Annotated in this window: 22 protein-coding genes; 6 read left to right on the top strand and 16 right to left on the bottom strand. The window is 64.7% G+C overall.

Features of this window, described 5'->3' with window-relative positions; genetic code table 11:
- The 4 genes from narH to VM99_18290 form a co-directional block, all read right to left on the bottom strand.
- Positions 1-1539: a nitrate reductase gene (narH, locus tag VM99_18305; GenBank protein AKJ99930.1), complete on the bottom strand. Its 1539-nt coding sequence runs from the start codon at positions 1537-1539 to the stop codon at positions 1-3.
- A 10-nt stretch (positions 1540-1549) separates the two neighbouring features.
- Positions 1550-5317 (bottom strand): nitrate reductase, encoded by a 3768-nt coding sequence (gene narZ / locus VM99_18300; GenBank protein AKJ99929.1) that lies wholly within the window; start codon positions 5315-5317, stop codon positions 1550-1552.
- 66 nt (positions 5318-5383) lie between these two features.
- The gene (locus tag VM99_18295) at positions 5384-6781 is read right to left on the bottom strand and encodes a nitrate/nitrite transporter NarK (protein AKJ99928.1); all 1398 of its coding nucleotides are present in this window, start codon (positions 6779-6781) and stop codon (positions 5384-5386) included.
- Entirely contained in the window at positions 6759-8060 is a 1302-nt protein-coding gene (locus VM99_18290; GenBank protein ID AKJ99927.1) for a major facilitator transporter, read from the bottom strand. The genes VM99_18295 and VM99_18290 overlap by 23 nt, the downstream gene beginning before the upstream one ends.
- Positions 8061-8369: 309 nt before the next feature.
- Between VM99_18290 and VM99_18285 the strand changes: the two genes are divergently transcribed.
- From VM99_18285 to VM99_18275, 3 genes are all read left to right on the top strand, one after another.
- Positions 8370-10169: a histidine kinase gene (locus tag VM99_18285; protein ID AKJ99926.1), complete on the top strand. Its 1800-nt coding sequence runs from the start codon at positions 8370-8372 to the stop codon at positions 10167-10169.
- Positions 10166-10813 carry a hypothetical protein gene (locus tag VM99_18280; GenBank protein ID AKJ99925.1) on the top strand — a complete coding sequence of 216 codons (648 nt, stop codon included), beginning with the start codon at positions 10166-10168 and terminating at the stop codon, positions 10811-10813. The genes VM99_18285 and VM99_18280 overlap by 4 nt, the downstream gene beginning before the upstream one ends.
- Positions 10814-11036: 223 nt before the next feature.
- Positions 11037-11714 (top strand): DnrE protein, encoded by a 678-nt coding sequence (locus VM99_18275; GenBank protein AKJ99924.1) that lies wholly within the window; start codon positions 11037-11039, stop codon positions 11712-11714.
- Between the two features lie 164 nt (positions 11715-11878).
- Here the strand turns inward: VM99_18275 and VM99_18270 are convergent, their stop codons facing one another.
- The 8 genes from VM99_18270 to VM99_18235 form a co-directional block, all read right to left on the bottom strand.
- The gene (locus VM99_18270; GenBank protein ID AKJ99923.1) at positions 11879-12253 is read right to left on the bottom strand and encodes a zinc-binding protein; all 375 of its coding nucleotides are present in this window, start codon (positions 12251-12253) and stop codon (positions 11879-11881) included.
- Positions 12253-12723 carry a lipid carrier protein gene (locus tag VM99_18265; protein AKJ99922.1) on the bottom strand — a complete coding sequence of 157 codons (471 nt, stop codon included), beginning with the start codon at positions 12721-12723 and terminating at the stop codon, positions 12253-12255. Before VM99_18265 ends, VM99_18270 begins: the two co-directional genes overlap by 1 nt.
- On the bottom strand, positions 12717-13607 hold the full coding sequence (locus VM99_18260; protein AKJ99921.1) for a protease: 891 nt from the start codon (positions 13605-13607) through the stop codon (positions 12717-12719). The genes VM99_18265 and VM99_18260 overlap by 7 nt, the downstream gene beginning before the upstream one ends.
- Before the next feature lie 11 nt (positions 13608-13618).
- Positions 13619-14614 (bottom strand): protease, encoded by a 996-nt coding sequence (locus VM99_18255; GenBank protein ID AKJ99920.1) that lies wholly within the window; start codon positions 14612-14614, stop codon positions 13619-13621.
- An 81-nt stretch (positions 14615-14695) separates the two neighbouring features.
- Positions 14696-15943: a molybdenum cofactor biosynthesis protein MoaA gene (locus VM99_18250; protein ID AKK01791.1), complete on the bottom strand. Its 1248-nt coding sequence runs from the start codon at positions 15941-15943 to the stop codon at positions 14696-14698.
- An 8-nt stretch (positions 15944-15951) separates the two neighbouring features.
- Positions 15952-16506 carry a molybdopterin biosynthesis protein B gene (locus VM99_18245; protein ID AKJ99919.1) on the bottom strand — a complete coding sequence of 185 codons (555 nt, stop codon included), beginning with the start codon at positions 16504-16506 and terminating at the stop codon, positions 15952-15954.
- 89 nt (positions 16507-16595) lie between these two features.
- Positions 16596-17243 carry a pyridoxine 5'-phosphate oxidase gene (locus VM99_18240; GenBank protein ID AKJ99918.1) on the bottom strand — a complete coding sequence of 216 codons (648 nt, stop codon included), beginning with the start codon at positions 17241-17243 and terminating at the stop codon, positions 16596-16598.
- A 159-nt stretch (positions 17244-17402) separates the two neighbouring features.
- Entirely contained in the window at positions 17403-18935 is a 1533-nt protein-coding gene (locus VM99_18235; protein AKJ99917.1) for a transcriptional regulator, read from the bottom strand.
- A 160-nt stretch (positions 18936-19095) separates the two neighbouring features.
- Between VM99_18235 and VM99_18230 the strand changes: the two genes are divergently transcribed.
- A complete protein-coding gene (locus VM99_18230) occupies positions 19096-19770 on the top strand; it encodes a regulator of cell morphogenesis and NO signaling (GenBank protein AKJ99916.1) in 675 nt (224 codons plus the stop codon).
- 160 nt (positions 19771-19930) lie between these two features.
- Here the strand turns inward: VM99_18230 and VM99_18225 are convergent, their stop codons facing one another.
- The 3 genes from VM99_18225 to VM99_18215 form a co-directional block, all read right to left on the bottom strand.
- Positions 19931-20371 carry a membrane protein gene (locus VM99_18225; GenBank protein ID AKJ99915.1) on the bottom strand — a complete coding sequence of 147 codons (441 nt, stop codon included), beginning with the start codon at positions 20369-20371 and terminating at the stop codon, positions 19931-19933.
- 22 nt (positions 20372-20393) lie between these two features.
- Entirely contained in the window at positions 20394-21584 is a 1191-nt protein-coding gene (locus VM99_18220; protein AKJ99914.1) for a short-chain dehydrogenase, read from the bottom strand.
- A gap of 319 nt (positions 21585-21903) precedes the next feature.
- A complete protein-coding gene (locus VM99_18215) occupies positions 21904-22125 on the bottom strand; it encodes a hypothetical protein (protein ID AKJ99913.1) in 222 nt (73 codons plus the stop codon).
- Between the two features lie 27 nt (positions 22126-22152).
- Between VM99_18215 and VM99_18210 the strand changes: the two genes are divergently transcribed.
- Together VM99_18210 and VM99_18205 are read left to right on the top strand one after the other, a co-directional pair.
- Positions 22153-22836, top strand: a complete 684-nt coding sequence (locus tag VM99_18210) for a transcription factor (protein AKJ99912.1) — start codon at positions 22153-22155, stop codon at positions 22834-22836.
- Positions 22833-23033: a protein DnrP gene (locus VM99_18205; protein ID AKJ99911.1), complete on the top strand. Its 201-nt coding sequence runs from the start codon at positions 22833-22835 to the stop codon at positions 23031-23033. Before VM99_18210 ends, VM99_18205 begins: the two co-directional genes overlap by 4 nt.
- 3 nt (positions 23034-23036) lie before the next feature.
- Here VM99_18205 and VM99_18200 read toward each other — a convergent pair whose 3' ends face one another.
- Positions 23037-24875, bottom strand: a complete 1839-nt coding sequence (locus tag VM99_18200; protein ID AKJ99910.1) for a norD — start codon at positions 24873-24875, stop codon at positions 23037-23039.
- Positions 24876-24924 lie beyond the last annotated feature (49 nt).

Here is a 24924-nt window from a genome sequence, read left to right as displayed (position 1 = left end):
TCAGTCCTCCCACAACTGCACGGTCTTGATCACGTCGCGACGGTTGGCCTTCTTGCCGCCGAACATGTTGGTGTCGGAACTGCCGCTGCAACCGCTGCCGAAACTGAAACCGCAACCGGAGCGTTCGGCGAACGCGTCGCTCATCGCGTCTTCACGGTGGGCACTTGGCACGACGAAACGGTCCTCGTAGTTGGCAATCGCCAGGTAGCGGTACATCTCTTCCACCTGGTTCACGCTCAAATCGACATCGGCCAGCACTTTCAGGTCTTTCACGCCGTCCACCTGCTCGGAACGCTTGTAGGCACGCATCGCCAACAGACGCTTGAGGGCCAGCTTGACCGGCTTCTCATCGCCAGCGGTCAGCAGGTTGGCCAGGTAACGCAGCGGGATGCGCAGGCTGTCGACGTCCGGGATCACCCCGTTCATGCCGACGGTACCCGCCGCGGCGGCGTTCTGGATCGGCGACAGCGGCGGCACGTACCAGACCATTGGCAGGGTGCGGTATTCAGGGTGCAACGGCAGCGCGAGTTTCCAGTCCACGGCCATCTTGTACACCGGCGAACGTTGCGCCGAGTCGATCACCGACTGTGGCACGCCATCGGCCAGGGCCTGGCGGATCACCGCCGGGTCGTTCGGGTCGAGGAAAATTTCCAGCTGTTTCTCGTACAGGTCCTGCTCGTTGGCGGTGCTGGCCACTTCGCTGATGCGGTCGGCGTCATACAGCAGCACGCCCAGGTAGCGGATCCGACCCACGCAGGTTTCAGCGCAGACAGTCGGCATGCCGGCTTCGATACGCGGGTAGCAGAAAATGCATTTTTCCGACTTACCGCTCTTCCAGTTGAAGTAAATCTTCTTGTACGGGCAGCCGCTGATGCACATGCGCCAGCCGCGGCATTTCTCCTGGTCGATCAGGACGATGCCGTCCTCCTCGCGCTTGTAGATCGCCCCGCTCGGGCAGGACGCCGCGCACGCCGGGTTCAGGCAGTGCTCGCACAGGCGCGGCAGGTACATCATGAAGGTGTTTTCGTACTCGCCGTAGATGTCCGCCTGGATCTTGTCGAAGTTCTTGTCCTTGCGCCGCTTGGCGAATTCGGTACCGAGGATTTCCTCCCAGTTCGGGCCCCACTCGATCTTCTCCATGCGTTTGCCGGACACCACCGAACGCGGCCGCGCAACAGGCTGGTGCTCGCCCAGCGGAGCGGTGTGCAGGTGCTGGTAGTCGAAGTCGAACGGTTCGTAGTAGTCGTCCAGGCTCGGCAGGTCCGGGTTGGCGAAGATGTTCGCCAACACGCGGAACTTGCCGCCGATGCGTGGGTTGATCGAGCCGTCGGCGTTACGGATCCAGCCGCCCTTCCACTTGTCCTGGTTTTCCCATTCCTTGGGGTAGCCGATCCCGGGTTTGGTCTCGACGTTGTTGAACCAGGCGTATTCCATGCCTTCGCGGCTGGTCCAGACGTTCTTGCAGGTGATCGAACAGGTGTGGCAACCGATGCACTTGTCCAGGTTCAGGACCATGCCGATCTGTGAACGAATTTTCATCTCAATCTCCTCAATCCAGCTCAGTCGGCAGGGGACGCGGCAGGTCATCGCCGCTGGAACCGTCGAGCCAGTCGACCTTGGCCATCTTGCGCACCACGACGAATTCATCGCGGTTGCAACCGACCGTGCCGTAATAGTTGAAGCCGTAGGCCTGCTGGGCGTAGCCACCGATCATGTGGGTGGGCTTGAGCACCACGCGGGTCACCGAGTTGTGGTGGCCGCCGCGGGTCTTGGTGGTTTCCGAGCCGGGCACGTTCACGATCCGTTCCTGGGCGTGGTACATCATCACCATGCCCTCCTTGACCCGCTGGCTGACCACCGCGCGGGCGGTCAGCGCGCCGTTGGCGTTGAAGCACTCGACCCAGTCGTTGTCCTCGATGCCGGCGCGCCGGGCGTCGATCTCGGAGAGCCAGATGATCGGGCCGCCACGGCTCAAGGTGAGCATCAGCAGGTTGTCGGTGTAGGTGCTGTGGATGCCCCATTTCTGGTGCGGGGTGATCCAGTTCAGGACGATCTCGGTCTCGCCGTTGCTGCGCTTGCCCTTGACCACGTCGATGGTGCGGGTGTTGACCGGTGGCCGGTAGCTCATCAGTTGCTCGCCGAACGCCTGCATCCAAGGGTGATCCTGGTAGAACTGCTGGCGGCCGGTGATGGTGCGCCATGGGATCGACTCATGGACGTTGGTGTAGCCGGCGTTGTAGCTGACGTGATCGTCTTCCAGGCCGGACCAGGTCGGGCTTGAAATGATCTTGCGCGGCTGGGCCTGGATGTCACGGAAGCGAATGGCCTCGTGTTCCTTGGGCACGGCCAGGTGGCTGTGGTCGATGCCGGTGAACTCCGACAAGGCCGCCCAGGCCTTGACCGCCACGTGGCCGTTGGTTTCCGGGGCCAGGGACAGGATCACTTCGGCGGCGTCAATCGCGCTGTCGATTTTTGGCCGGCCCTGGCTGATGCCAGCTTCGACCTCGTGGTGGTTCAGTTCGCCAAGGAATTTCACCTCGGCCTCGGTGTTCCAGTTGATGCCCTTGCCGCCGTTGCCGAGCTTCTCGAGCATCGGGCCCAGGGAAGTGAACTGCTTGTAGATGTTGGGGTAGTCGCGCTCCACCACTTGCAGGTTCGGTGCGTTCTTGCCCGGTTGTGGCGCCTCGCCGGCGGTTTTCCAGTCGGTGCCGCCAAACGGCTGGGCCAGTTCGCCGACGCTGTCGTGCATCAGCGGTACGGTGACCAGGTCTTTTTCCACGCCCAGGTGGCCGACCGCCATGGCCGAGAACGCCTTGGCGATGCCCTTGTAGATCTCCCAGTCCGAACGCGATTCCCACGCAGGATCGATGGCCGCCGACAGTGGGTGGATGAACGGGTGCATGTCGGAGGTGTTCATGTCGTCTTTTTCGTACCAGGTGGCGGTCGGCAAGACGATGTCCGAATACACGCAGGTCGAGGACATGCGGAAGTCCAGGGTGGTCACCAGGTCGAGCTTGCCGATGGCGCCTTCGTCGACCCATTCGGCCTCGGTCGGCTTGCAGTCACCGACTTGGCCGATGTCTTCGTTCATCACGCCGTTCTTGGTACCCAGCAGGTACTTGAGCATGTACTCATGGCCCTTGCCCGAGGAGCCCAGCAGGTTGGAGCGCCAGATGAACATGTTGCGCGGGAAGTTCACCGGGTTGTCGGGTTGCTCGCAGGCAAAGCGCAGCGAACCGTCCTGCCAGGACTTGACCACGTAGTCCTTGGGTTCCAGGCCCGCGGCCGCGGCATCGCGGCAGATGTGCAGCGGGTTGGTGTTGAGTTGTGGCGCGCTGGGCAGCCACCCGGCCCGTTCGGCGCGGATGTTGTAGTCCAGGGCGTGTTCGGGGAACTGCGACTTGTCGGCCAATGGCGAGAGCACATCGTGCATGCTCATTTTCTCGTGGCGCCATTGGGAGCTGTGGCCGTAGAAGAAGCTGGTGCCGTTCATCTGCCGCGAAGGACGGTTCCAGTCCAGGCCGAAGGCCAGGGGCAGCCAGCCGCACTGCGGACGGAGTTTTTCCTGGCCAACGTAGTGGGCCCAGCCACCGCCGGTCTGGCCGATGCAACCGCAGAGCATGAGCATGTTGATCAGCCCGCGGTAGTTCATGTCCATGTGGTACCAGTGGTTCATCGCCGCCCCGACGATGATCATCGAGCGTCCACGGGTCTTGTCGGCGTTGTCGGCGAACTCGCGGGCGATCTGGATCGCCTTCTCGCGGCTCACGCCAGTAATCTGCTCCTGCCAGGCCGGGGTGCCGGGCACCGAGGCGTCGTCGTAGTCCTTGGCAACGTTGGCGCCGCCCAGGCCACGGTCGATGGCCAGGTTGGCCGCCGACAGGTCGAACACGGTGGCCACTTTCGCCACACTGCCGTCGGCCAGCACCACGCTGTGCACCGGCACCCGGCGGAACTGCACCGCGTCACCGGCCACGTGCTGGAAGTGCTCCTGGGTTTCACCGGCAAAGTACGGGAACGCCACTTCGGCGACGTCGCCGCCGATCAGGCTCAACTTGAGGTCGATCTCACGCCCTTGGCCGCCTTCGCGCGGCAGGATGTTCCACTTGCCCTTCTCGCCCCAGCGATAGCCGATGGCGCCTTGGGGCGACACCAGCTCGCCGGCCGCATCCAGGGCGATGGTTTTCCACTCGGGGTTGTTGTCCTGGCCGAGGTTGTCGGTCAGGTCGCTGGCGCGCAGGAAGCGATCGGGCTGGTAACCCGATCCCGGAGCGGCGCCGAGCATCGGCTTGAGCATCACCAGCACCGGCAAGTCGGTGTAGCGCTTGGCGTAGTCGGTGAAATAGGCGCTCGGCTTGTCCAGGTGAAACTCTTTGAAGATCACATGGTTAAAGGCTTGGGCCAGCGCGGCGTCGGTGCCCTGCTTGGGGTTGAGCCACAGGTCGGTGAGCTTGGCGACTTCCGAATAGTCCGGGGTGATCGCCACGGTCTTGGTGCCCTTGTAGCGCACCTCGGTAAAGAAGTGTGCGTCGGGGGTGCGGGTCTGCGGGACGTTGGAGCCCCAGGCAATGATGTAGTTGGAGTTGTACCAGTCGGCCGATTCCGGCACGTCGGTCTGCTCGCCCCAGACCATCGGCGAGGCAGGCGGCAAGTCGCAGTACCAGTCATAGAAGCTCAGGCACACGCCACCGATCAGCGACAGGTAACGCGAGCCGGCGGCGTAGCTGACCATCGACATCGCCGGGATCGGCGAGAAGCCCACGACCCGGTCCGGGCCATGTTGCTTGATGGTGTAGACGTTAGCGGCGGCGATGATCTCGTTGACTTCCTCCCAGTTGGAACGGATGAAGCCCCCCATGCCGCGCTTGCTCTTGTAGGAGTCGGCCTTGGCCTTGTTCTCGACGATGCTGGCCCAGGCTTCCACCGGCGGCAGGGTCTGCCGGGCCTGGCGCCACAGCTTGAGCAACGGCTTGCGGATCTTCGGGTACTTGAGGCGGTTGGCGCTGTAGATATACCAGCTGTAGCTCGCCCCACGCGGGCAGCCGCGCGGCTCATGGTTGGGCAGGTCGTTGCGGGTGCGCGGGTAGTCGGTCTGCTGGGTTTCCCAGGTAATCAGGCCGTTCTTGACGTAGATTTTCCACGAGCACGAGCCGGTGCAGTTCACCCCGTGGGTAGAACGCACGATCTTGTCGTACTGCCAGCGGGAACGGTAGACGTTCTCCCAGTCCCGAGACTCCTTGCGGGTCTCGCCGTGCCCCTCGGAAAACTCGCCTTGCTTGCGGTTGAAGAACCGCAGTTGATCCAGTAAATGACTCACAGTGTCTTTCCTCTCAGGCTTGCTCCGCGGGGTCTGCGCCCCGCCCACGCAACAGTTGAATTCGTCTTAGCAGGGGGTCGCGGCACCCTTGCGCGCGTACCACCACCAGGTCACCACGATGCAGCTCAGGTAGAAGCCGACGAACATGTAGAAGGCCATCTCCGGGCCGCCGGTCAGGGCCATCGAAGTGCCGAAGGACTTGGGAATGAAGAACGCACCGAAGGCGCCCATGGCCGAGCTGAAACCGAGCACCGCTGCCGACTCCTTGCCAGCGTCCTTGAGCGCCTGCTCACGCAGCTCGGGCTTTTTGCCCAGGGCGGCCTTTTCGTGCAGGGTGCGGAAGATCACCGGGATCATGCGGAAGGTGGAGCCGTTGCCCACGCCGGTGGTGATGAACAGCAGCATGAACATCCCCAGGAAGCCGTAGAAGCTGCCGCCCTGGCCGCCTTGTGGCAGGAAGTGCATGACGCCGAACACCATCACGATCATCAGCACGAAGTTCCACAGGGTCACCTTCGCGCCCCCGAGTTTGTCGGCCAGCCAGCCACCCAGCGGCCGCACCAGCGCGCCCACCAGTGGGCCCAGGAAAGCGAACTTCAGGGCGATGACGTCCGGGAACGAGGTTTTGATCAGCAGTGGGAACGCGGCGGAGAAACCGATGAACGAACCGAAGGTGGCCAGGTACAGCCAGCACATCAGCCAGTTGTGCTTGCGCTTGAAGATCACCGCCTGCTCGCTGAACGAGGCACGGGCGCTGGACAGGTCGTTCATGCCGAACCAGGCGATCACGGTCACGGCGAGGATGAACGGCACCCAGATGAAACCGGCGTTCTGCAACCACAGCGAGCTGCCATCGGCCAGCACCTGCGGCTGGCCGCCGAGGAAGCCGAACACGCCGAAGGAAATCACCAGCGGCACGCTGAACTGCATCACCGACACACCCAGGTTGCCCAGCCCGGCGTTCAGGCCCAGGGCAGTGCCCTGCTGGGACTTGGGGTAGAAGAAGCTGATATTGGACATGCTCGAGGCGAAGTTGCCGCCGCCGAAACCGCAGAGCAAGGCGATCAGCACAAACACGTTGTAGGGTGTGCTCGGATCCTGCACGGCGAAGCCCATCCACAGCGCGGGCACCAGCAGCGAGGCCGTGCTCAGCGCGGTCCAGCGGCGACCGCCGAAGATCGGCACCATGAACGAGTAGAACACCCGCAAGGTTGCCCCCGACAGCCCTGGCAAGGCGGCCAGCCAGAACAGCTGGTCGGTGCTGAAGCTGAAGCCGATGGCGTTCAGGCGCACGATCACCGTGCTCCAGACCATCCACACCGCGAAGGCGAGCAACAGCGCCGGGATCGAGATCCACAGGTTGCGCCGAGCGGTCTGTTTGCCGCTGCGCCCCCAGAATGCAGGGTCTTCCGGGCGCCAGTCATGAATGACCGGGCCTTTGTCAGGCGTTTGCAGAACGGACATGTTCTTCTCCTTGGGCAATGCTGGAAAACGGGGGTTGGCTGGCGGCGGGCGACTTGCCCAGCAGCGGGCGCTTGCGGATTTCGCAGACGTACATCCAGATCAGCGAGACCCAGACCACGCCGTACAGCAACATGAAGCAGGACGAGCGCACGCCGGTGAGGTCCACCAGGGCACCAAACAGGATCGGCAGCACGAACCCGCCCAGGCCGCCGGCCAGGCCGACGATGCCGGACACCGCGCCCATGTTGGTCGGGTAGTCGTTGGCGATGTACTTGAAGACCGAGGCCTTGCCGAACGCGAAGGCGATGCCCATCACGAACAGCAGCACGGTGAACAGCGTGGCGTTGAGGCCGATGTGGAAATCGACGATGCCGTTGACGGTCTGTACTTGCAGTTGTGTCTGCGGGTACGACAGCAGGAACAGGCAGATCCAGCTGACCCACAGCACCCACCAGGTCACGCTCTGGGCGCCCCAGCGGTCCGACATCCAGCCGCCGACGGCCCGCAGCACGCCGCCGGGCAGGGAGAAGCAGGCCGCCAGCAGTGCCGCGCTTTGCAGGCTGAAGCCGTACTCCTGCACGTAGTACTTGGTCATCCACAGGGCCAGGGCCACGTAGCCGCCGAACACGATCGAGTAGTACTGGCAGTAGCGCCACACGGCGGGCTCTTTCAATGCCTTGAGTTGCTCGCGCAGGCTTGTGCTACTGACGCTGCGGTGCTCCTTTTTCTCGGCGGTGAGGAACCAGAACAGCAGCGCGGTGATGAACAGGATGGCGCTGAACACCTTGGGCACCAGGTGCCAGGTGCCCAGGGCGATCAGCGCCGGGGCCAGGAACTTGGTGAGCGCGGACCCGGCGTTGCCGGCACCGAACACGCCCATGGCGAAACCTTGGTTCTGTTTGTCGAACCATTTGGCGACGTAGGCGATGCCGACCGAAAACGAACCGCCGGCCAGGCCGACGAACAGGCCCAGTACCAGGAATTGCCAGAACTGGGTCGCCAGGGTGATCAGGTACAGCGGCAGCACGCAGGACAGCATCAACAAGAAGAACACGATGCGTCCGCCGAAACGGTCGGTCAGCAGCCCCAAGGGCAACCGCACCAGGGAACCGGTCAGCACCGGCGTGGCGGCCAGCAGGCCGAATTGGGTCTCGTTGAGGGTGAGCATTTCCTTGATCGGAACGCCCAGCACGGCAAACATCATCCAGACCATGAAGCACACGGTGAAGGCCAAGGTACTCATCCCTAGTACCAGCCCTTGTTGCACTTGCGCTCGCATCGCGATGCACTCCCGTCATTTCGTTGAGCGCAGCCTAGTGATGCGAACCCGGTAAAAACTTGACGTGGATCAAAGAGCTTCCTGGGGGTACTGGCCTATCCTTGGCCGGTCTACCTCCAAGGAGGTAGACCTGGATATTGCTGGAACCCTTTGTTTATCAATATCTTGAACAGATTGGCCGGGATTTTTATGGAAGCGCAGCGGCCGACAACTCTTTAGAGGTAGTGCACCCAGGATCGGCTGCCATACCCCAAGGTCCAGGCGCCTTCCCATGTCCGGGTTTCAGTTTTTCCTGCAAGGCCAGCGGTCATGATGCGCTGGCTGCGCAGTTCCCTGCCCGCTCGCGCCGGGCTCGCCGTGATCCTGATCGCTGTCCTCGCCCTGGCCAGTTCCCTGAGCGCCGGGTTGATCGCCTGGTTCAGCCAGGGCGATGCTGCCGCCATCAACACCGCCGGCTCCGTGCGCATGGAGACCTACCACCTGAGCTGGAAGCTGGCGGCCGGTGCCAGCGAGGACATTCCGGCCATCGTCGACAGCCTGCAACAGCGCCTGGACAGCCCTGCCCTGCGCGTCGTGCTGGAAGACGGACCAGCCACGTCCCTGCATCGCAGTTATCGCGACCTGCAACAACGCTGGAACCAGACCCTGCGCCCCGCCATCGAGCGCGGCGACGCGGCATTCTTCCAGGCCAGCGCCAGCTCCTTCGTCGAACAACTGGACCAGTTCGTCACGCTGCTGCAACGCCAGAGCGAACACAAGCAGGGTTGGCAGCAGACGATCCAGGGCGTGGCGCTGTTCAGCACCATGATCATCCTGTTGATCGGCCTGTATGAGTTGCAGTACGGCGTGGTCACGCCGTTGCAGGAACTGGTGGACGCCACCCAGCGGTTTCGCCGGGGCGAGTTCCAGGTGCGGGTCAACCATCAGTCCGAGGATGAGCTGGGCCAGTTGGCGACCAGTTTCAACACCATGGCCGAGACCATCGAGCAATCGCACCGCACCCTGGAAAACCAGGTCCAACAGAAGACCCTCAACCTGCAACAGGCCAACGCCGCCCTGGAGCTGCTGTACCAGAGCAGCCGCAGCCTCGCCACGCGGCAGGCCAACGCCGAAGGGCTCGATGAGTTGATCCGGCGCTTCCAGCAACGGCTGCCGGGGCTGCGTCTGTCGCTGTGCCTGCAAGGGCAATTGCAGGCACCGGCCCGCCAGTTGCTGGCCCTGCACGGCGCCAACGGTCGCCAGGTCTGTGCCAGCAGTGACTGCGCCACGTGCGAACAACACCAGAGCGGGCGGCCGCTGACCTTCAGCATCAGCAACCAGGGCAACGACCTGGGCGAACTCAAGGCCCATTTCGTCGACGGCCACGCGGCGCAACCCTGGGAGAGTGCCCTGATCCAGGCCCTGGCGAACCTGATCGGCACCACCCTGTCGCTCAAGCGCCAGCGCGAACAGGACCATCGCCTGCTGCTGCTGGACGAGCGCACCATCATCGCTCGCGAACTGCACGACTCCCTCGCCCAGGCCCTCTCGTACATGAAGCTGCAAGTCAGCCGCATGCAGACCCTGTTGCGTCGGGGCGAACCGGTGCAGACCCTGGAAACCGTCACCGCCGAGCTGCGCGAGGGCCTCAACAACGCCTATCGCCAATTGCGCGAGTTGCTGACCACCTTCCGCCTGCAGATTCACGACGACGGCCTGGTGGAAGAGCTCAAGGACACCGCCGAGGAGTTCTCCCACCGCGGGGACTTCCAGGTGCACCTGCGCATCGACCCCCTGGCCTTCGAGCTGTCGGCCAGCGAGCAGATCCACATCCTGCAGATCACCCGCGAAGCCTTGTCGAACTGCCTGCGCCACGCCCACGCCGAGAACGCCTGGCTCGAACTGCGCCAGGAAGGCGAGACCGTCCGGTTGTCCATCGAAGACGATGGCCGGGGGTTCAGTGGCGAGGTGGATCAGCGCGAGCACCATGGCCTGAACATCATGAACGAACGCGCCCGCAGCCTGCGTGGCCAACTCCGGATTTTCTCCCGTACACCCCAGGGCACCTGCATCCAGGTGCATTTCCAGCCGGAATTCCTGGGTCAACCCACCGAAGGCATCGCCACATGAACGCCCCTCTGCGCCATACCCTCCTTTTGGTCGACGATCATCCGATGATGCGTCGCGGGATCCGCCAGATGCTCGAGCTCGAAGACGATCTACAGATCGTCGGCGAAGCCAGCCACGGCGAGGAAGCGCTGACACTGATCGACCCCCTCAAGCCCGACCTGGTGCTGCTGGACAACAACATGCCGCAGATGAACGGCATCGAGACCCTGCGGCGGCTGCGGGCCATGCACTACAGCGGCAAGGTGCTGCTGTTCACCGTCTCCGACGCCGAGGACGACATCCGCGACGCCCTGCGCCTGGACGCCAACGGCTACCTGCTCAAGGACATGGAGCCCGAGCTGCTGATCCAGTACATCCGCGATGCCCTCGCCGGCGCACTGGTCATCAGCCCCGGCCTGACCCGGGTCATGGCCCAGGCCCTGCGTTCCCCACCGCGCCAGGCCGAGGTGGAACTGACCGACCGCGAACGCCAGGTCCTCAAGACCATCGCGGCCGGCTACAGCAACAAGGTGATCGGCCACAAGCTGGGCATCACCGAGGGCACGGTCAAGGTCCACGTGAAGAACCTGCTGCACAAGCTCGGCCTGCGCTCGCGGGTCGAAGCCGCGGTGTGGGCGATGGAGCATCTGCGCGGGGCCGGTTAGATGGCCAACACATTCCTCCTGTGGGAGCGGGCTTGCCCGCGAAGACGGCGGCACATTCAGCACAGATGCAAGCTGACCCACCGTCAGCGGGAGCAAGCTCCCTCGCCACAAGGTGTTGTGCAGAACTGACCTGACGGTCTCCATCCCTCTTCCGAGGTAGGCCTGCCGAGGCATAGGCCGGCGGTGCCTGGCGCCCTACCATGTTCGTACCCGGAGGTATGCCATGCTGACTCACCCTTCCATCGTTCTACTGTTGCGCCGTCATCACCTGTTCAGCCAATTGCCGGAGCGGGTCTTCGAAGACGTCTGCAACCTCGCTGTCCTCAAGCGCCTGGAATGCAACGGCACGCTCATGCACCAGGGCGACCCGGCCAAGCGGTTTTTCCTGTTGGTCAGCGGCCAGGTCAAGCTGTTTCGGGTCACGGGTGAAGGCCAGGAAAACCTGGTGGAAATCATCCAGCCAGGGCAGACCTTCGCCGAAGCCCTGTTGTTCAGCCAGGCCCGCTGCTACCCGGTGAGCGCGTCGGCGATCAAGGACAGCGTGCTGGTGAGCATCGAAGGCACTCATTACCGCAAGGCCCTGGAAGACCAGCCCAAGGTCTGCCTGGCGATCCTGGCGAGCATGAGCATCCACCTGCACCAGCGCCTCAAGGACATCGACAACCTGACCCTGGCCAGCGCCAGCCGGCGGGTCATCAACTTTCTGTTGCAGGAACGCGACCCACGGGACGGCCAGGTGGTGCTCCAGGTGTCCAAGCGCCTGGTGGCGTCCAAGCTGGGGATCCAGCCGGAAACGTTCTCACGCATTCTTCATCGATTGGTGGACGGCGGCCTGATCGCCATGGAGCGGCGCAACATCCGCATCCTGGCTGAGGAAGCGCTGGAGGCTTACCAGCAATAGCCCAGGCAAGTGCACCGTGGCGAGGGAGCTTGCTCCCGCTGGGCTGCGCAGCAGCCCCAAGAAGGCCGGACGCAATCAATCTGACGCACCGCTGTGGCAAACCTGGGGGGTGCTTCGCCCCCCCAGCGGGAGCAAGCTCCCTCGCCACGGGATTGAGGTTTAGCTCAGGGACTTCGATCAACCCCCATCAACGCTATCAACCGCTCGAACAACGCCTCCCCCTCCTCTTGCGTGCAATCGACCCCGAAGCGCTTGCGCCAGCCCAACTGACTCAAAATCACATGCACATCCGCTCGCAGGTCATGCTGCTGTAAACACGCCTGGACGCATTGCAAAGGACACCCATCCAGCGCAATGATCCGCCGCCCCGAGCGGGCCTTGTTGACCAGCGGCGCCACATGCCCGCCGACCCCGACGATGCAGGACATCTCGGCCAGGCCGGCACGGTCCAGGCGCAAGGCGACGTTGTTGGCCAATTGCGCGACGTTGGAGCAACCGGAGCAGGAATACACCAGGGGCAATGCGTTCGGCGTCTTCATCACACGGTCGCCAGCCCCTTGCCCGCCCGTTCCAGGTTGCGCCACAACCACGGCGGCAAGACCTCGGGGTCAAGGCTGTCGATCAGGTTCTTCAGGGCCAACCCCAGTTCCGTGTCCCCCTCGATCACCAGTCGCCGCCGGAAGAACAAGGTGTCCGGGTCTTCCTGGCGGCTGGCCAACAGCAGGAACTCGCGCCAGTTGCCACGAATGGTGACCTGGGCTTCAGCCCGCTCGGCAATGCGCAAGCCGTCCCGCGCCAGGGTCAGGTACCAGCACAACTTCAGGTCCGGCACCCGCAGGCACAACCAGCGACCGCGCAACAGGTCGAAGCCGCCATCGCGCAGCGGTTCGGCCAGGCAGCGGTTCAGTGCCTGCTGCAAGGCCAGGCGCTGGACCACGAACGGCACCTTGCCCACCAGGGGCAGCACCCGGTCGGCGCCCTTGAGCAACCATCGCTTTGGACTCAGCACAGGCCCGCCTCCTCTACTTTCAACATGCCGGCATGGCCGTGCCAATAGCCGTTGCAGCCTTCCACGAACACCGGTGGCGCCTCGCCGCGGCGAACCCGATCGAACGCATTGACCACCTCGTCCATGCCCTGGGCCCGCGGGCTCAAGCGCAGTACCTGGGCCCCGCAGGCCACCAGGGCGTTGTAGTCGGCCAGCAGATTGCTGACCTCGCCCGACATCGTCTGGATGCCGTTGAGGGTGAACAACGGCTGGCCCTCCTGGCTGCTCAACGCCAGGCCGTCGGGGTAGTTGATACAACAGAACTGACAGTCGTCCTTGGGCCGGTTTTCGGCCCGCGCGGTGAAGCAGCGCGCCGAATACGCCAGCGGTAGATGACCGTAGGCGAAGATCTCCACTTCGGGCACTGCGCGATCCATTTCCCGCACTTGCTCCAGCACGTCGCTGATCAGCGCCGCCGAACACTCCACCGGCGGCACCCAGCGGACCATACCGCTGTCGAGCAGTTGGGCCAGAGAATGGCCGTTGTACAGGTTCAGTGCCGGCCCGCCCACGAAGGGCAGTTTGCGCTCGGCCAGGAACTGCACCGCGCCCATGTCGTTGGCTTCCACCAGCAATTGGCCGTTGTCGCACAGCCGCCGCAACGAGGACAGTTCCGAGGCGGCCTCGATCAGCGTCAGGCTCGACAACACGATCTGCGCCTGGCTGCACGCTTGCAGCTCGCGGCCCAGGCCGAGCCATTGATCCAGGGAGAATGCCCGGCGCTTCGAGCACACGGTTTCCCCCAGGTAGATCACGTCCAGCGGCAATGCCGACATTTGGGCATAGAAATTTCCCAGTTGGGTTTTGTCCCAGTAAAACAGGACCGGTCCGAGGCTGAGTTTCATGGGTTCCTTCCTCATTGCCATGATCGATGGTAGGCGCCCAGGGTGGTCTGGCTGCCTTCGGACAGCCCGGCCAGGACCTGGCGCCATTCTTCTTGGACCCGGAACCGTTGCGGCGCGGCGCGGTGGGCATCCAGCGCGGCGCGCCAGACCCGGGTCACCTGCTCGACGTAGGCCGGGCTGCGCTGGCGCCCTTCGATTTTCACCGCCTCGACGCCGATGGCGGTGAGTTCCGGCAGCAGGTCCAGGGTGTCGAGGCTGGTGGGTTCCTCCAGCGCATGGAAACGCTTGCCGCCCACCAGGAAACGGCCCTTGCACAGGGTCGGGTAGCCGGCCGGCTCCTCGGGGGTGTAGCGGTCGATCAGCACCTCGCTCAGGCGTGCGCTGAGGCCTTGGGCGTCTTCGCTCCAACGCACCGCCTTGGCGGGCGAGCAGACGCCACACAGGTTCGGCGACTCGCCGGTGATGTAGGAAGACAGGTGGCAGCGACCTTCGGCCATGATGCACAAGCTGCCGAAACCGAAGACTTCGATTGGCACCGGGCTGGCAGCCGCCACCTGGCGCACCTGGGCCAGGGAGAGCACCCGAGGCAGCACGGCGCGGCGGATGTCATAGCGCTCGGCGTAGAACGCCAACGCCGCGGCATGGGTGGCCGAACCCTGCACGGACAGGTGCAGCGCCAGGTGTGGATGACGCTGGCGCGCGTAGCCGAGCACACCCGGATCGGCGGCGATCAGCGCGTCCACGCCGAAGTCGGCGGCGCGATCCACGGCGCGCTGCCAACGTTCCCAACCCTTGGGTTGCGGGTAGGTGTTGACCGCCACATAGAGCTTGCGCTGATGCTGGCGGATGTGGGCGACAGCGGCGTCGAACTGCTTGTCGTCCATGTTCAGCCCGGCGAAATGCCGGGCGTTGGTGTCATCGCGAAAACCGACATAGACGGCATCGGCGCCTTGGCGCACCGCCGCTTTGAGCGCAGGCAGATTCCCTGCCGGGCAAACCAGTTGCATGGGGCATCCTCGTGAGCGAACCAAGATGGCCGCCAGTCTAGCCAGCCCGCGGCCGGCCACCTTGACGGCAATCAATTGCCGTCAATGCATCAATCCGGCGAACGGCAGGTACATCACCGGTTCATGTTTGTGGACCTGGGCTTCGCACTCCACCACTGCCAGGCCGTCGGCCCAGCAGGCGGCCGTCAGCATCGCCGAGCTTTGTTGGGGGTGCAGTTCCACGCACAGGTGGCCTGTGACATCCGTCATCAAGCGGGCACGCAGGTATTGCCGGCGCCGATTGCGCTTGAGCCAGTCAAACCCCGCCGGCACCCGCAACGGCACCGGCTGCACATCGCCGACGCCCTGAGCGCGGAACAGGAACGGGCGCACGACAATCAACGCGGTGATCAACGCCGCCGACGGATTGCCCGGCAGGCCGATCCAGGGTTTGCCCTCCACATCGCCGAAGGCCAGCGGCTTGCCCGGCTGGATTGCCAGGCGCCAGAGGTCGATATTGCCCAGGGCCGCGATGGCCTGTTTGAGGTGGTCTTCCTCGCCCACCGACACACCGCCGGAGGTCAGCAACACGTCGCACTCGGCGGCGGCCAGGCGCAACGCCTGCCGGCTGGCCTGGAGTTGATCGGGCATGACACCGAAGTCATGCACCTCGAACCCCCAGCCGCGCAACAACGCGGCCAGCGTGTGCCTATTGCTGTTGTAGATCTGCCCCGGCGCCAGCGTCTCGCCCGGCTCGCGCAGCTCATCGCCGCTGCTGAGCAAACCCACCTGCAGCGGACGAAACACCTCGACCTTGGCGACCCCGGCACCGGCCAGCAGGCCCAACTCCTGGGCCCGCAGGCGCATACCGGCCTTGAGCAGGCAGTCCCCCTGCCGACGTTCCTCGCCTTCCTTGCGTACGTGATCACCGCGATTGACCGCCGGCAGCCAGACCCGCCCGCCTTCGACCCGACAGCTTTCCTGCGGCACCACCGTGTCGGCGCCGGGTGGCAGCGGCGCCCCGGTGAAGATCCGCACGGCCTGACCCGTTTGCAGCGGCTCGCCCGGCCCATCACCGGCGGCAATGCGCCCGCTCAACGCCAGGGCGCCGCCAGCGGCCGGCACATCGGCGGCGCGCACGGCATAACCGTCCATGGCGCTGTTGTCCCAGGCCGGCAGGTTCATCGGGCAAAGCACGTCGCTGGCCAGCACGCGGGCCAGGGCCAGGTCCAGGGCGATCCGCTGCACGGGCGGGGGCGGCGGCGCCTGGTCGAGCAGGTGCCGAATGGCCTCGTCTACCGGCACCAGCGCTCCGCTGTCACACACCGAGCCGCAGAGGGGCGCGTGCATCAGGGCGCTCACGAGCGCGTCTCGCACGCCACCGGAGCGACGCCGTCCTGCGGCTTGAGGTGCACAGTGAAATTGCACGGCCCGGTGCGGCTGTCCAGTTGCCCGGCCAGGATCTGCTCCCAACCGGTACGGCAGGCGCCTGGCGAACCCGGCAGGCAGCACACCAGCACGCCGTTGCTCATGCCCGCCAGCGCGCGCGATTGCAGGCTAGACATGCCGATCTCCGCCAGCGAGACCTGGCGGAACAACTCACCGAAGCCGTCGACGTGCTTGTCCAGCAATGGCGCGACGGCTTGAGGCGTGTTGTCGCGCGCGGTGAAGCCGGTGCCGCCGGTCATCAGCACCACTTGCACGCTGGGGTCGGCGATCCACTGCGAGACCTTGGCGCGGATCTGGTAGATATCATCCTTCACCAACCCGCGGTCGATGAGCACATGCCCGGCGGTTTGCAGCAGATCAGCCAGGGTCTGGCCAGAGGTGTCGGTCTCGAAACTGCGGGTATCGCTGATGGTGAGTACCGCGATGTTCAACGGTTGAAATTGGCGTTGAGTCAGATGGGCCATGGCGAGCCGTCCTGTCAGAAAAAGATGGCCCAGCCTGAACCGCAATCGTGACCGGGCCTATTCCTCCTTGGAGGTACCTCCCTCGGCGGTCAAGGGGCCAGGCGGCTGCGCTGCCACCCGTCCTCTTGGCAGCGGTAGTCGAGGCGATCATGCAGGCGATCGGCGCGCCCCTGCCAGAACTCCAGCCGCTCGGGGCGCAAGCAGTAGCCGCCCCACTGTTCGGGGCGCGGCACCGGTTGTTCGGCGAAACGCCGTTGGGTGTCCGCCAGCCGGGCGTCGAGGTCGGCGCGATTGGCCAGCGCCCGGCTCTGCGGCGACGCCCACGCGCCGAGCCGGCTGGCCAACGGCCGAGACTGGAAATAGGCATCCGACACCGCCGGATCGAGCCGCTGGACCGGCCCTTCGATACGCACCTGGCGCTCCAGGCCCGGCCAGAAGAACGTCATGGCGGCCCAGGGATTGAGCGCCAGATCGCGACCCTTGGCGCTGTCGTAGTGGCCGAAGAAGGTGAAGCCCGTTTCGTCGAAGCCCTTGAGCAACAGCACCCGGCAATGGGGCCGACCCTGTGCGTCCACGGTCGCCAGGACCATGCTGTTGGCCTCCACCGGCGCACGTTCAGTGTCGCGGGCCTGTTGCATCCACAGGCCGAACAGCACCAGCGGATCGTCCGGGGCCCGGGCCTCGTCGAGGCCATCGCGGGTGTACTGGCGGCGCATGTTTGCCAGGGAAAGGGGCATGGGGGATCTCCACTGTGGTTTGGGCCAGTGTGGAGTCCCCTGCATGGGCGGGCCTTGATTATTGTCAATGCCGGTTCTCGTGCTGCTCAGGATGGCCACTTCGCGAGCAAGCTCGCTCCCACATTGGACCGGCGCTCACAAAACCCTGCTCGCCAAGCCCTACTTGAGCCCCAGCCGCCGCGCCAGCTTATGCAGGTTGCTCGGGTCGACCTCCAGCAGCCGCGCTGCGCCGGCCCAGTTCTGGCCGCAACGGTCCAGGGCCTTGAGAATCGCCTGGCGCTGGCAGGCATCGACGGCCTCGCCCAACGGTGGAAGCGGCGTATCGGCGGATTCATGGGGCTGTTCGAGCAAGGCCTGCGCACCGCCGGCACTGGCGTTGACGTCAAGGTCGAGCACTTGGGGCTCCAGGGTCATGATCAGGCTTCGACTGGCGCCATGGCTCAGTTGCTTCAACGCGGCGCGGCTGATCACGTGCTCCAGTTCCCGCACGTTGCCCGGCCAGCTGTAGGCCAGCAAGGCCTGCTCGGCGGCCGGTGACAAGCGCAACCCGCGCAAGCCCAGGCGGGTGCGGTTCAGTTCGAGGAAATGCCCGGCCAGCATCAACACGTCATGCCCACGCTCGCGCAGGGGTGGGATCGGCACCGGATAGACCGAGAGCCGGTGATACAGGTCGGCACGAAACAGCCCGTCGCGAATGCTGTCGGGCAGGTGCCGGTTGGTGGCGGCGATGATTCGCACATCGACGTGCAGCGGCTTGTCCGCGCCCAGTCGCTGGATCTCGCCGTTCTGCAAGGTGCGCAGCAGCTTGGCCTGCACGCTCAACGGCAATTCGCCCACTTCATCGAGAAACAGCGTGCCGCCATTGGCCGCATCGAAACGCCCGGCCCGGTCGGTCGTCGCCCCGGAAAACGCGCCTTTGACGTGCCCGAACAACTCGCTTTCGGCCAGGGACTCCGGCAGCGCCGCGCAGTTGACCTGGACCAGCGGCTTATGGCCGCGCCGGGACAGGCGATGCAGGCGCCGGGCGAACAACTCCTTGCCCACGCCGGTTTCCCCCAGCAACAGCACCGGCAGTTCCGAGTCGGCCAGGACATCCAGCTCGTTGAGCAATTGCTGCAAGCCTTCGCTGCGTCCGAGGATCTCGCCCTCTTCCGCCGGCAGCCGCAGGTCCGCCGGGTCACTGCGCGATGCCCGCAGGCTGCGATTCTCCTGCTCCAGGCGGGTGACCCGCACCGCCGCCTCGATCTGCAACGTGCAGCGTTTGAGCTCTTCATGGGCGCGGCTGTCGAAGGTCCCGGCGTGCAGTGCATCGAGGGTGATCGCGCCCCACAGCCGGCCTTCCACGTAAAGACTCACGCCCATGCAGTCATGCACCGGCAGCGGTTCACCGACGTGGGGGTCGAGCAGGCCGTCATAGGGGTCCGGCAGGCGGCTGTCCGGCTCGAACCAGGTCGGTTCGCGCGAGGCCATGATCGCCGCCAGGCGTGGGTGCTGGGCAATGACGAAGCGCCGGCCCAGCGCTTCATGGACCAGGCCCACGGTCGCCACGGGCCGCAGGCTGTCATCGTCCAGGCGCAGCAGGCCCACGGCACCGCAATTGAAGTATTCGCGCAGGGTCTGCACCAGACGCTGCAACCGCACGGCATTGGGCAGCTCGACGATCAGGTCGGCGGCCAGGCTTTCACGCAGCATGGTAGTGATTACCCTCCAGGGTCCGATTGACCCCGTACCGCCAGGGTCAGATTGACCCTGGCCAAAAAATTATGGTTGATTTTCAATGCATTGCACTTGGCATGCGGCCTGCTAAGTCTGCTCATCTGTCCCGCTCCGGGATTCAACCCAAGGAAACATGATGAGCCTCGACCTGCTGGAACAAAGCCTGGGCCAACTGGCCTGCGACATTCCCGGTGCCACGCGTACCTTTCATCACTACAACCTCGACTTCTGTTGCGGCGGGCAAAAATCCTTGCGCGAGGCGGCGCTGGGCAAGGGCCTGAACCCGCTGCTGATCGCCGACGCCCTCAAGACGCTGCAAGCTGCCGGCGAACTGGGCCACGACTGGCGCGACGAACCCCAGGCGCTGCTGATCACCCATATCCTGGAACGCTACCACGCTCGCCATCGCGAACAACTGCCGGAACTGATCCGCCTGGCCCGTCGCGTGGAACTGGTGCACGGCAACCGCGCCAGTTGCCCCAATGGCCTGGCCGACCACCTGGAGGACATGTACCAGGAACTCGAAGGCCACATGCTCAAGGAAGAACAGGTGCTGTTCCCGATGCTGCAACACGGCCTGGGCGAACGCGCCTCGGCACCGATCCAGGTACTGCGCTACGAACACGACCAGCACGGTGAAGCCCTGGAAACCATGCTCACCCTGACCGACCAGATCACCCCGCCCTCCGACGCCTGCAACACCTGGCGCGCCCTGTACCGCGGGCTGGTGGAGTTTCGCGACGACCTGATGCAACACATCCACCTGGAGAACAACGTGCTGTTCGTCAACGCGATGAAGCCTGCTCACTAACCTCAAACAACACATACCCCTTGTGGGAGCGAGCTTGCTCGCGATGGCGTCGGGTCAGTTAATGCTGATCTCGACTGACACACCGCTATCGCGAGCAAGCTCGCTCCCACAAAGACCATTGGTGCGCTCCTATCCTGCAATCACTCCCAAGGCTGGGGGCTCAAAACTGCCAATAGAACATCCCCTTTGCCAACAGCACGATCAGTAGCATGTGCCCCAGGATGCTGCGCCGCAGCCAGCAGGCACGGGCCGGGCTCAATCGGCCCCGCGTAAGCCAGAACGCCAGCAACAGGTAATGCCCGATGATGCTCGTTGCCAGCAGGATCTTCAGGCTCAGCAGCAAGCCGAAGCTGCTGTCCAGCGGATGGCTCAACGCCCCGCGATGCTGCCAGGCCAGACCAATGCCGGCGCCGTAGAGCAGCAGCACCACACCGTGCAGCACGTGCCGTGAACGCTGGGCTATCGCCTGGTCGGCGGCGGCCCTGGCCGTCTCGGCCAACGGCCGGCGCGCGGCGTGCCAGATGCAGACTTCGAAAAACACAGTGCCTATGAACGCGATGGCCGCCAACAGGTGCGTGACCAGCAAGACCCCATACATCATCGATTCACTCCGCCCAAGGGACTCATCCCGGGTGTCCATCCACCCGGGCCTGCAACAACATCGGACCGTAGCGCCAAGCGTAGAGCCCGAACGCCAGGGCCCAGCACAACCCGGCCACCCACAGCGCGGCGAAGGGCAAGACCAGCACCAGCAACACGCGACTCAGGCACGCCAGGTTCAGCAGCACGAACGCCAGCGTCATCCCTTTGGGCGGTTCAAGGGCACGCCCGGTGTGGCCCAGGCTGACCCGGGCAATCATCGCCAGGATCAACCCGGCCATGGCACCGATGGTCAGGCTGTGCACGGCCAGGCTCGGCGTCACCGGCGCGCCGAAGTGCCACAGCGCCATGCCCAGGCAGGCCAGCGCCAACCAGGCGTAGGCCAGGTGCAACGACCACAGCAACGGCACACGCCACAGATCACGATCATGCCAGCGCACCAGCCGGATCCCATGGCCCAGCGCTAACGCACCGAATAACAGGCCGACCGCGCCGTTGGCCGACAACGCCGGTCCGAAGGCGTACAGCAACGCCACCAGGGCCGATCCGCCCAGCAACAGGCGATCGAGCCACGGCCAGGGGGCGACGCCTTCGACCCGGCCGAGGCCACGTTGGGTGAAAAATGGAATCACCCGCCCGCCGATCAGGCCCATCATGGCCGCCACCAGCCACAGGCCGGTGAGCACGCTTTGGCGTTGCAACCCCTCGTCGTGCCGGGCCAGGCCGTACACGGACAGCCCATCGGCAGCGGCCAACAGCAGCAACACCAGAACGATCGGGTAGTTACGCTTTTGGCGCACGCGCCACAAGGTGACGCCCATCCAGGCCGCCACGGCCAGGGCGAAACCCAGTTCCAGCAGCGCCAGCACCGGCCAGGGGGCATCGGCCAGCCAGGCCAGTCGCGCCCCCAGCCAGACCAGCGCCAGCGCCGCCAAGCGCTTGCCACTGAGCCCCGGGGTGCCCGTCCAGGTCTGGACCGCCGTCAGCAGGAAGCCGGCAATGATCGCCAGGCCGAAACCGAACAGCAGCTCATGACGGTGCCAGGCCAACCAGCCGCCAGCCGGCTGCCAGCCCGCCAGGCGCCCACTGAAGGCGGCCAGCCACAAGGGCACCGCCAGCAGCGCCAGCACACACCCGGCCAGGAAAAACGGCCGGAACGCCAGGCGCCATACCGGCAGGATGGCCATGGCCTTGCGACGGTCGAGCACTTGCATACCTCACTCCTTACCTCACCCACGGACTGCCCGCTGGCAAGGGTCGACAAACAGGGTTCGAATGATCGGTGATCGCCGCTGACGGGACTTGTCTCAGATCAAGCCCGCTCACTGGCGATCGCCGGTCTCGCAACGGCACTTGCAAGGGCCTTGCCGGAAGCGGCCGTTCACCTTGAGAAAACCCCGCCCACCGCTGTGGGAGCGAGCCTGCTCGCGAAGGCGGTCCTGCGAGTGCATCGGCTTACCTGGCACACCGCCTTCGCGAGCAAGCGCGCTCTCATAGGAGATTAGGGTGATTTTTACCTGATGACGGTGATTTTTACCCTTTTGTGAGAGGGTCATTTTTACCCTGCTCGCCGTCAACCGCCCACGGACAAGGCCTGCAAGCATGGCCCGGCTCTTGCTCAGGGACGGCATAGACCTCTTGCCGGAAACCGCCCATGAAACCTGTCGCCCTCTCGCTCACCTGGTTCGTCCTGCTTTCCTGCGTCCTGGCGCTTGCCAGTGGCCTGTCCCTGAGCCTGGTCTGAAACCCAAGCATTTCTTTCTCATTACAAGGATCCACGCCATGGTGCTCCACCGTGTCCATCACCAGATTCTGCGCAGCCACCACCTGTTCGAGCCTCTGAACGAAGAGCAGCTCGACGAACTGATGAGCTCCAGCCAACTGCTGAACATCGACAAGGGCGACCCGCTGTTCCGCCAGGGCGAACCGGCCCAGGCGTTCTATTTCGTGATTTCCGGGGCGGTGAAAATCTATCGGCTGACCCCGGACGGCCAGGAAAAGGTCTTCGAGGTGATCGGTGAGCGCCAGACCTTCGCCGAAGCCATGATGCTGATGGACACTCCCAACTACGTCGCATCGGCCGAGGCTGTCGGGCCGACCCAGCTGTATCGCCTGTCCAACGCCACTTACATGCGGCTGTTGCAGAGCAATGGCCGATTAACGTTCGCCCTGCTGGCCAAGCTCTGCGTACGCCTGCACCAGCGGGTCAACGAGATTGAAACGCTGTCGCTGAAAAACGCCACCCACCGCGTGGTGCGCTACCTGCTGACGCAACTGGTGCGCCTGCAAACCGTCGACAGCCAGTTCGAACTGCCGATGGCCAAGCAATTGATTGCCGGGCACCTGTCGATCCAGCCGGAAACCTTCTCGCGGATCATCCGGCGCCTGATCGATGAAAAGATCATTACCCAGGACGGTCGCCAGATCGCCATTCTTGATCGCCTGCGCCTGGAGCAGTTCGAATGAGCCCGCATATCACCTGCCTGTATTGCCAGCAGGCCAACCCCGCGCCAGAAACCGAATGTCGCCAGTGCGGCATGCCCCTGCCGGCCGAGGCTGCGTTGGCCGGCGAACGCCGGCTGCGGCGCTTCACCTGGTTTTGCGTCGGCTTGACGGTGTTTTGCACCGTCATGTTTTTCTGGCTGCCCCGCGACATCGTCTGACCCTCAATCCTGCGTCAATTGCCGGTACAACTGCGGCAGGCGCAGGGGCAACTGCTCGGGCTGGCGAATCAGGGTGTAGCCGTTGGCGCCGAACATGTACGGCAGGTAATCCCCCGCTTCACGATCGATGGTGATGCAGAACGGCGTCAGCCCCTGGCGCCGTGCCTCCAGCACGGCCTGGCGGGTATCTTCCACACCGTAGCGTCCCTCGTAGAGGTCCAGGTCATTAGGCTTGCCATCGCTGAGCAGCAACAACAATCTGCGTCGCCGCTTGCAGCCCGCCAGCCGCTGGGTGGCCTGGCGGATCGCCGCGCCCATGCGCGTGTAGTAACCGGGCTTGAGCCCCAGGATCCGGCCTCGGGTCTGGTCGTCGTAGCGCTGGCCGAACGCCTTGAGCTCATGCAGGCGCACTTGCTGGCGGCGCAGCGAGGAAAACCCGTACAAGGCAAAGTCGTCCCCCAGCACCGCAAGGGTTTCACCGAACAGCAACAGGCTGTCGCGAATCACCTCGATCACCCGGTGCTCGTCGTTGAGGTGAGCGTCGGTGGACATCGACAGGTCGGCCAGCAGCAGGCAGGCCAGGTCGCGGCGGGTCTGGCGCTGTTCCAGGAACAGGCCGCGCTCGCTGCACTGGCCATGCTGGCGCTCGACATGAAAATCCAGCCAGGCCTGCAGGTCCAGCTCCGAACCCTGGGTCTGCTGGCGCAGCCATTGCCGGTCGTTGCGCAGGTGTTCGAACTGGCGCCGCAGTCGCTGGGCTGAAGGCCGCAAGCGTGCCGGCAACGGCTGGGCGTTGCAGTCGCGGGGCACAAAGGTCTGCACGCTGACGAAATCGGCTTGCAGGTGCTGTTTGCGGTAATCCCACTCCGGCAACAGGATGCCTTCACCGAGGGGAAGGTCATCCACATCGGCGGGCGGCAGGTCCAGGTGCAGTTTCAGGCCACCGCCCTTGCGCACCCGGGTGCGCGACAAGGTCAGGTGATCCAGGTCTTCGGCCACGCGGGCAGCGTCCGGGTCTTCGCGGTCATCCGCCCAGCGATCCAGGTCCACGTGTTCGGTCCAGCTGAACAGGTTTTCCAGGCGAACGATCAACAGCCCGCCGTCGCGGCTGCTGTCGTCGATTCGTTCGGCACGCTTGCGACCGCCCTGCTGCTCCCCGGGTGGCGTCGCCAGGTACTGTTCGGACTCTTCGAGATTGGCCGCCTGGGGATCGGCCAGCGACTGGGGTGGGTACAGCCACAGCGGCAACGGCCAGACCGCCCGTTCACTGCGCGGAAAATGCTCGACACTGCCGGGGTCGCGCAACGCCTGGCAGACCGCGCGCTCCAGGGCGGCCTCGGCGCTGTTGAGCGTGGCAGGGTCAGGCCGCAGGGACAGGTGCGCGTCCACCAGCCGCCGGTACCGCACGGCCATGGCCGGGTAGCGCCGCAGCACGGCCTGGGTCCAGCGCTGATTGTCTCGCCCCCAATGCCGCATCTCTCCCGCCTGGGCCGCCAGCAGCGCAAGCCAGCGGTACAGTTCTTCATTCAGTGCGGCGTCGGGAAAGGTCGCCAGGCTGGCCGGCAACCGTAGATTGTCGCCATCGCACCAGGCCAAAGGCACCTGCTTGCAGGTACCGGCAATCTGTTGCAGCAGGCTGCGCCGCAGCAGCAGGTCACGCTCGCTGACGGCTTGCACACCGAGGTGGCGAGCCCCGCCTGTGGCGCGAAGCAACACATGTAGCGCGCGTTGCCGAGGCATCAACGCCACCTGTGCCTCGGGAAAATCGACACTGGCGCGGCGGGTGATGAACCGGTGCCAGACACTGCCGACCCATTCTTCCAGCTCAAGGGTAAAGGCCATGGTTGTCCTCCTTTCAAGCCGAATCCATTGTGGCGAGGGGGGTTATTCC

This window comes from Pseudomonas chlororaphis, from assembly GCA_001023535.1.
Lineage (GTDB): Bacteria > Pseudomonadota > Gammaproteobacteria > Pseudomonadales > Pseudomonadaceae > Aquipseudomonas > Aquipseudomonas chlororaphis_E.
This window is presented reverse-complemented; position numbering and strand designations above follow the sequence as displayed.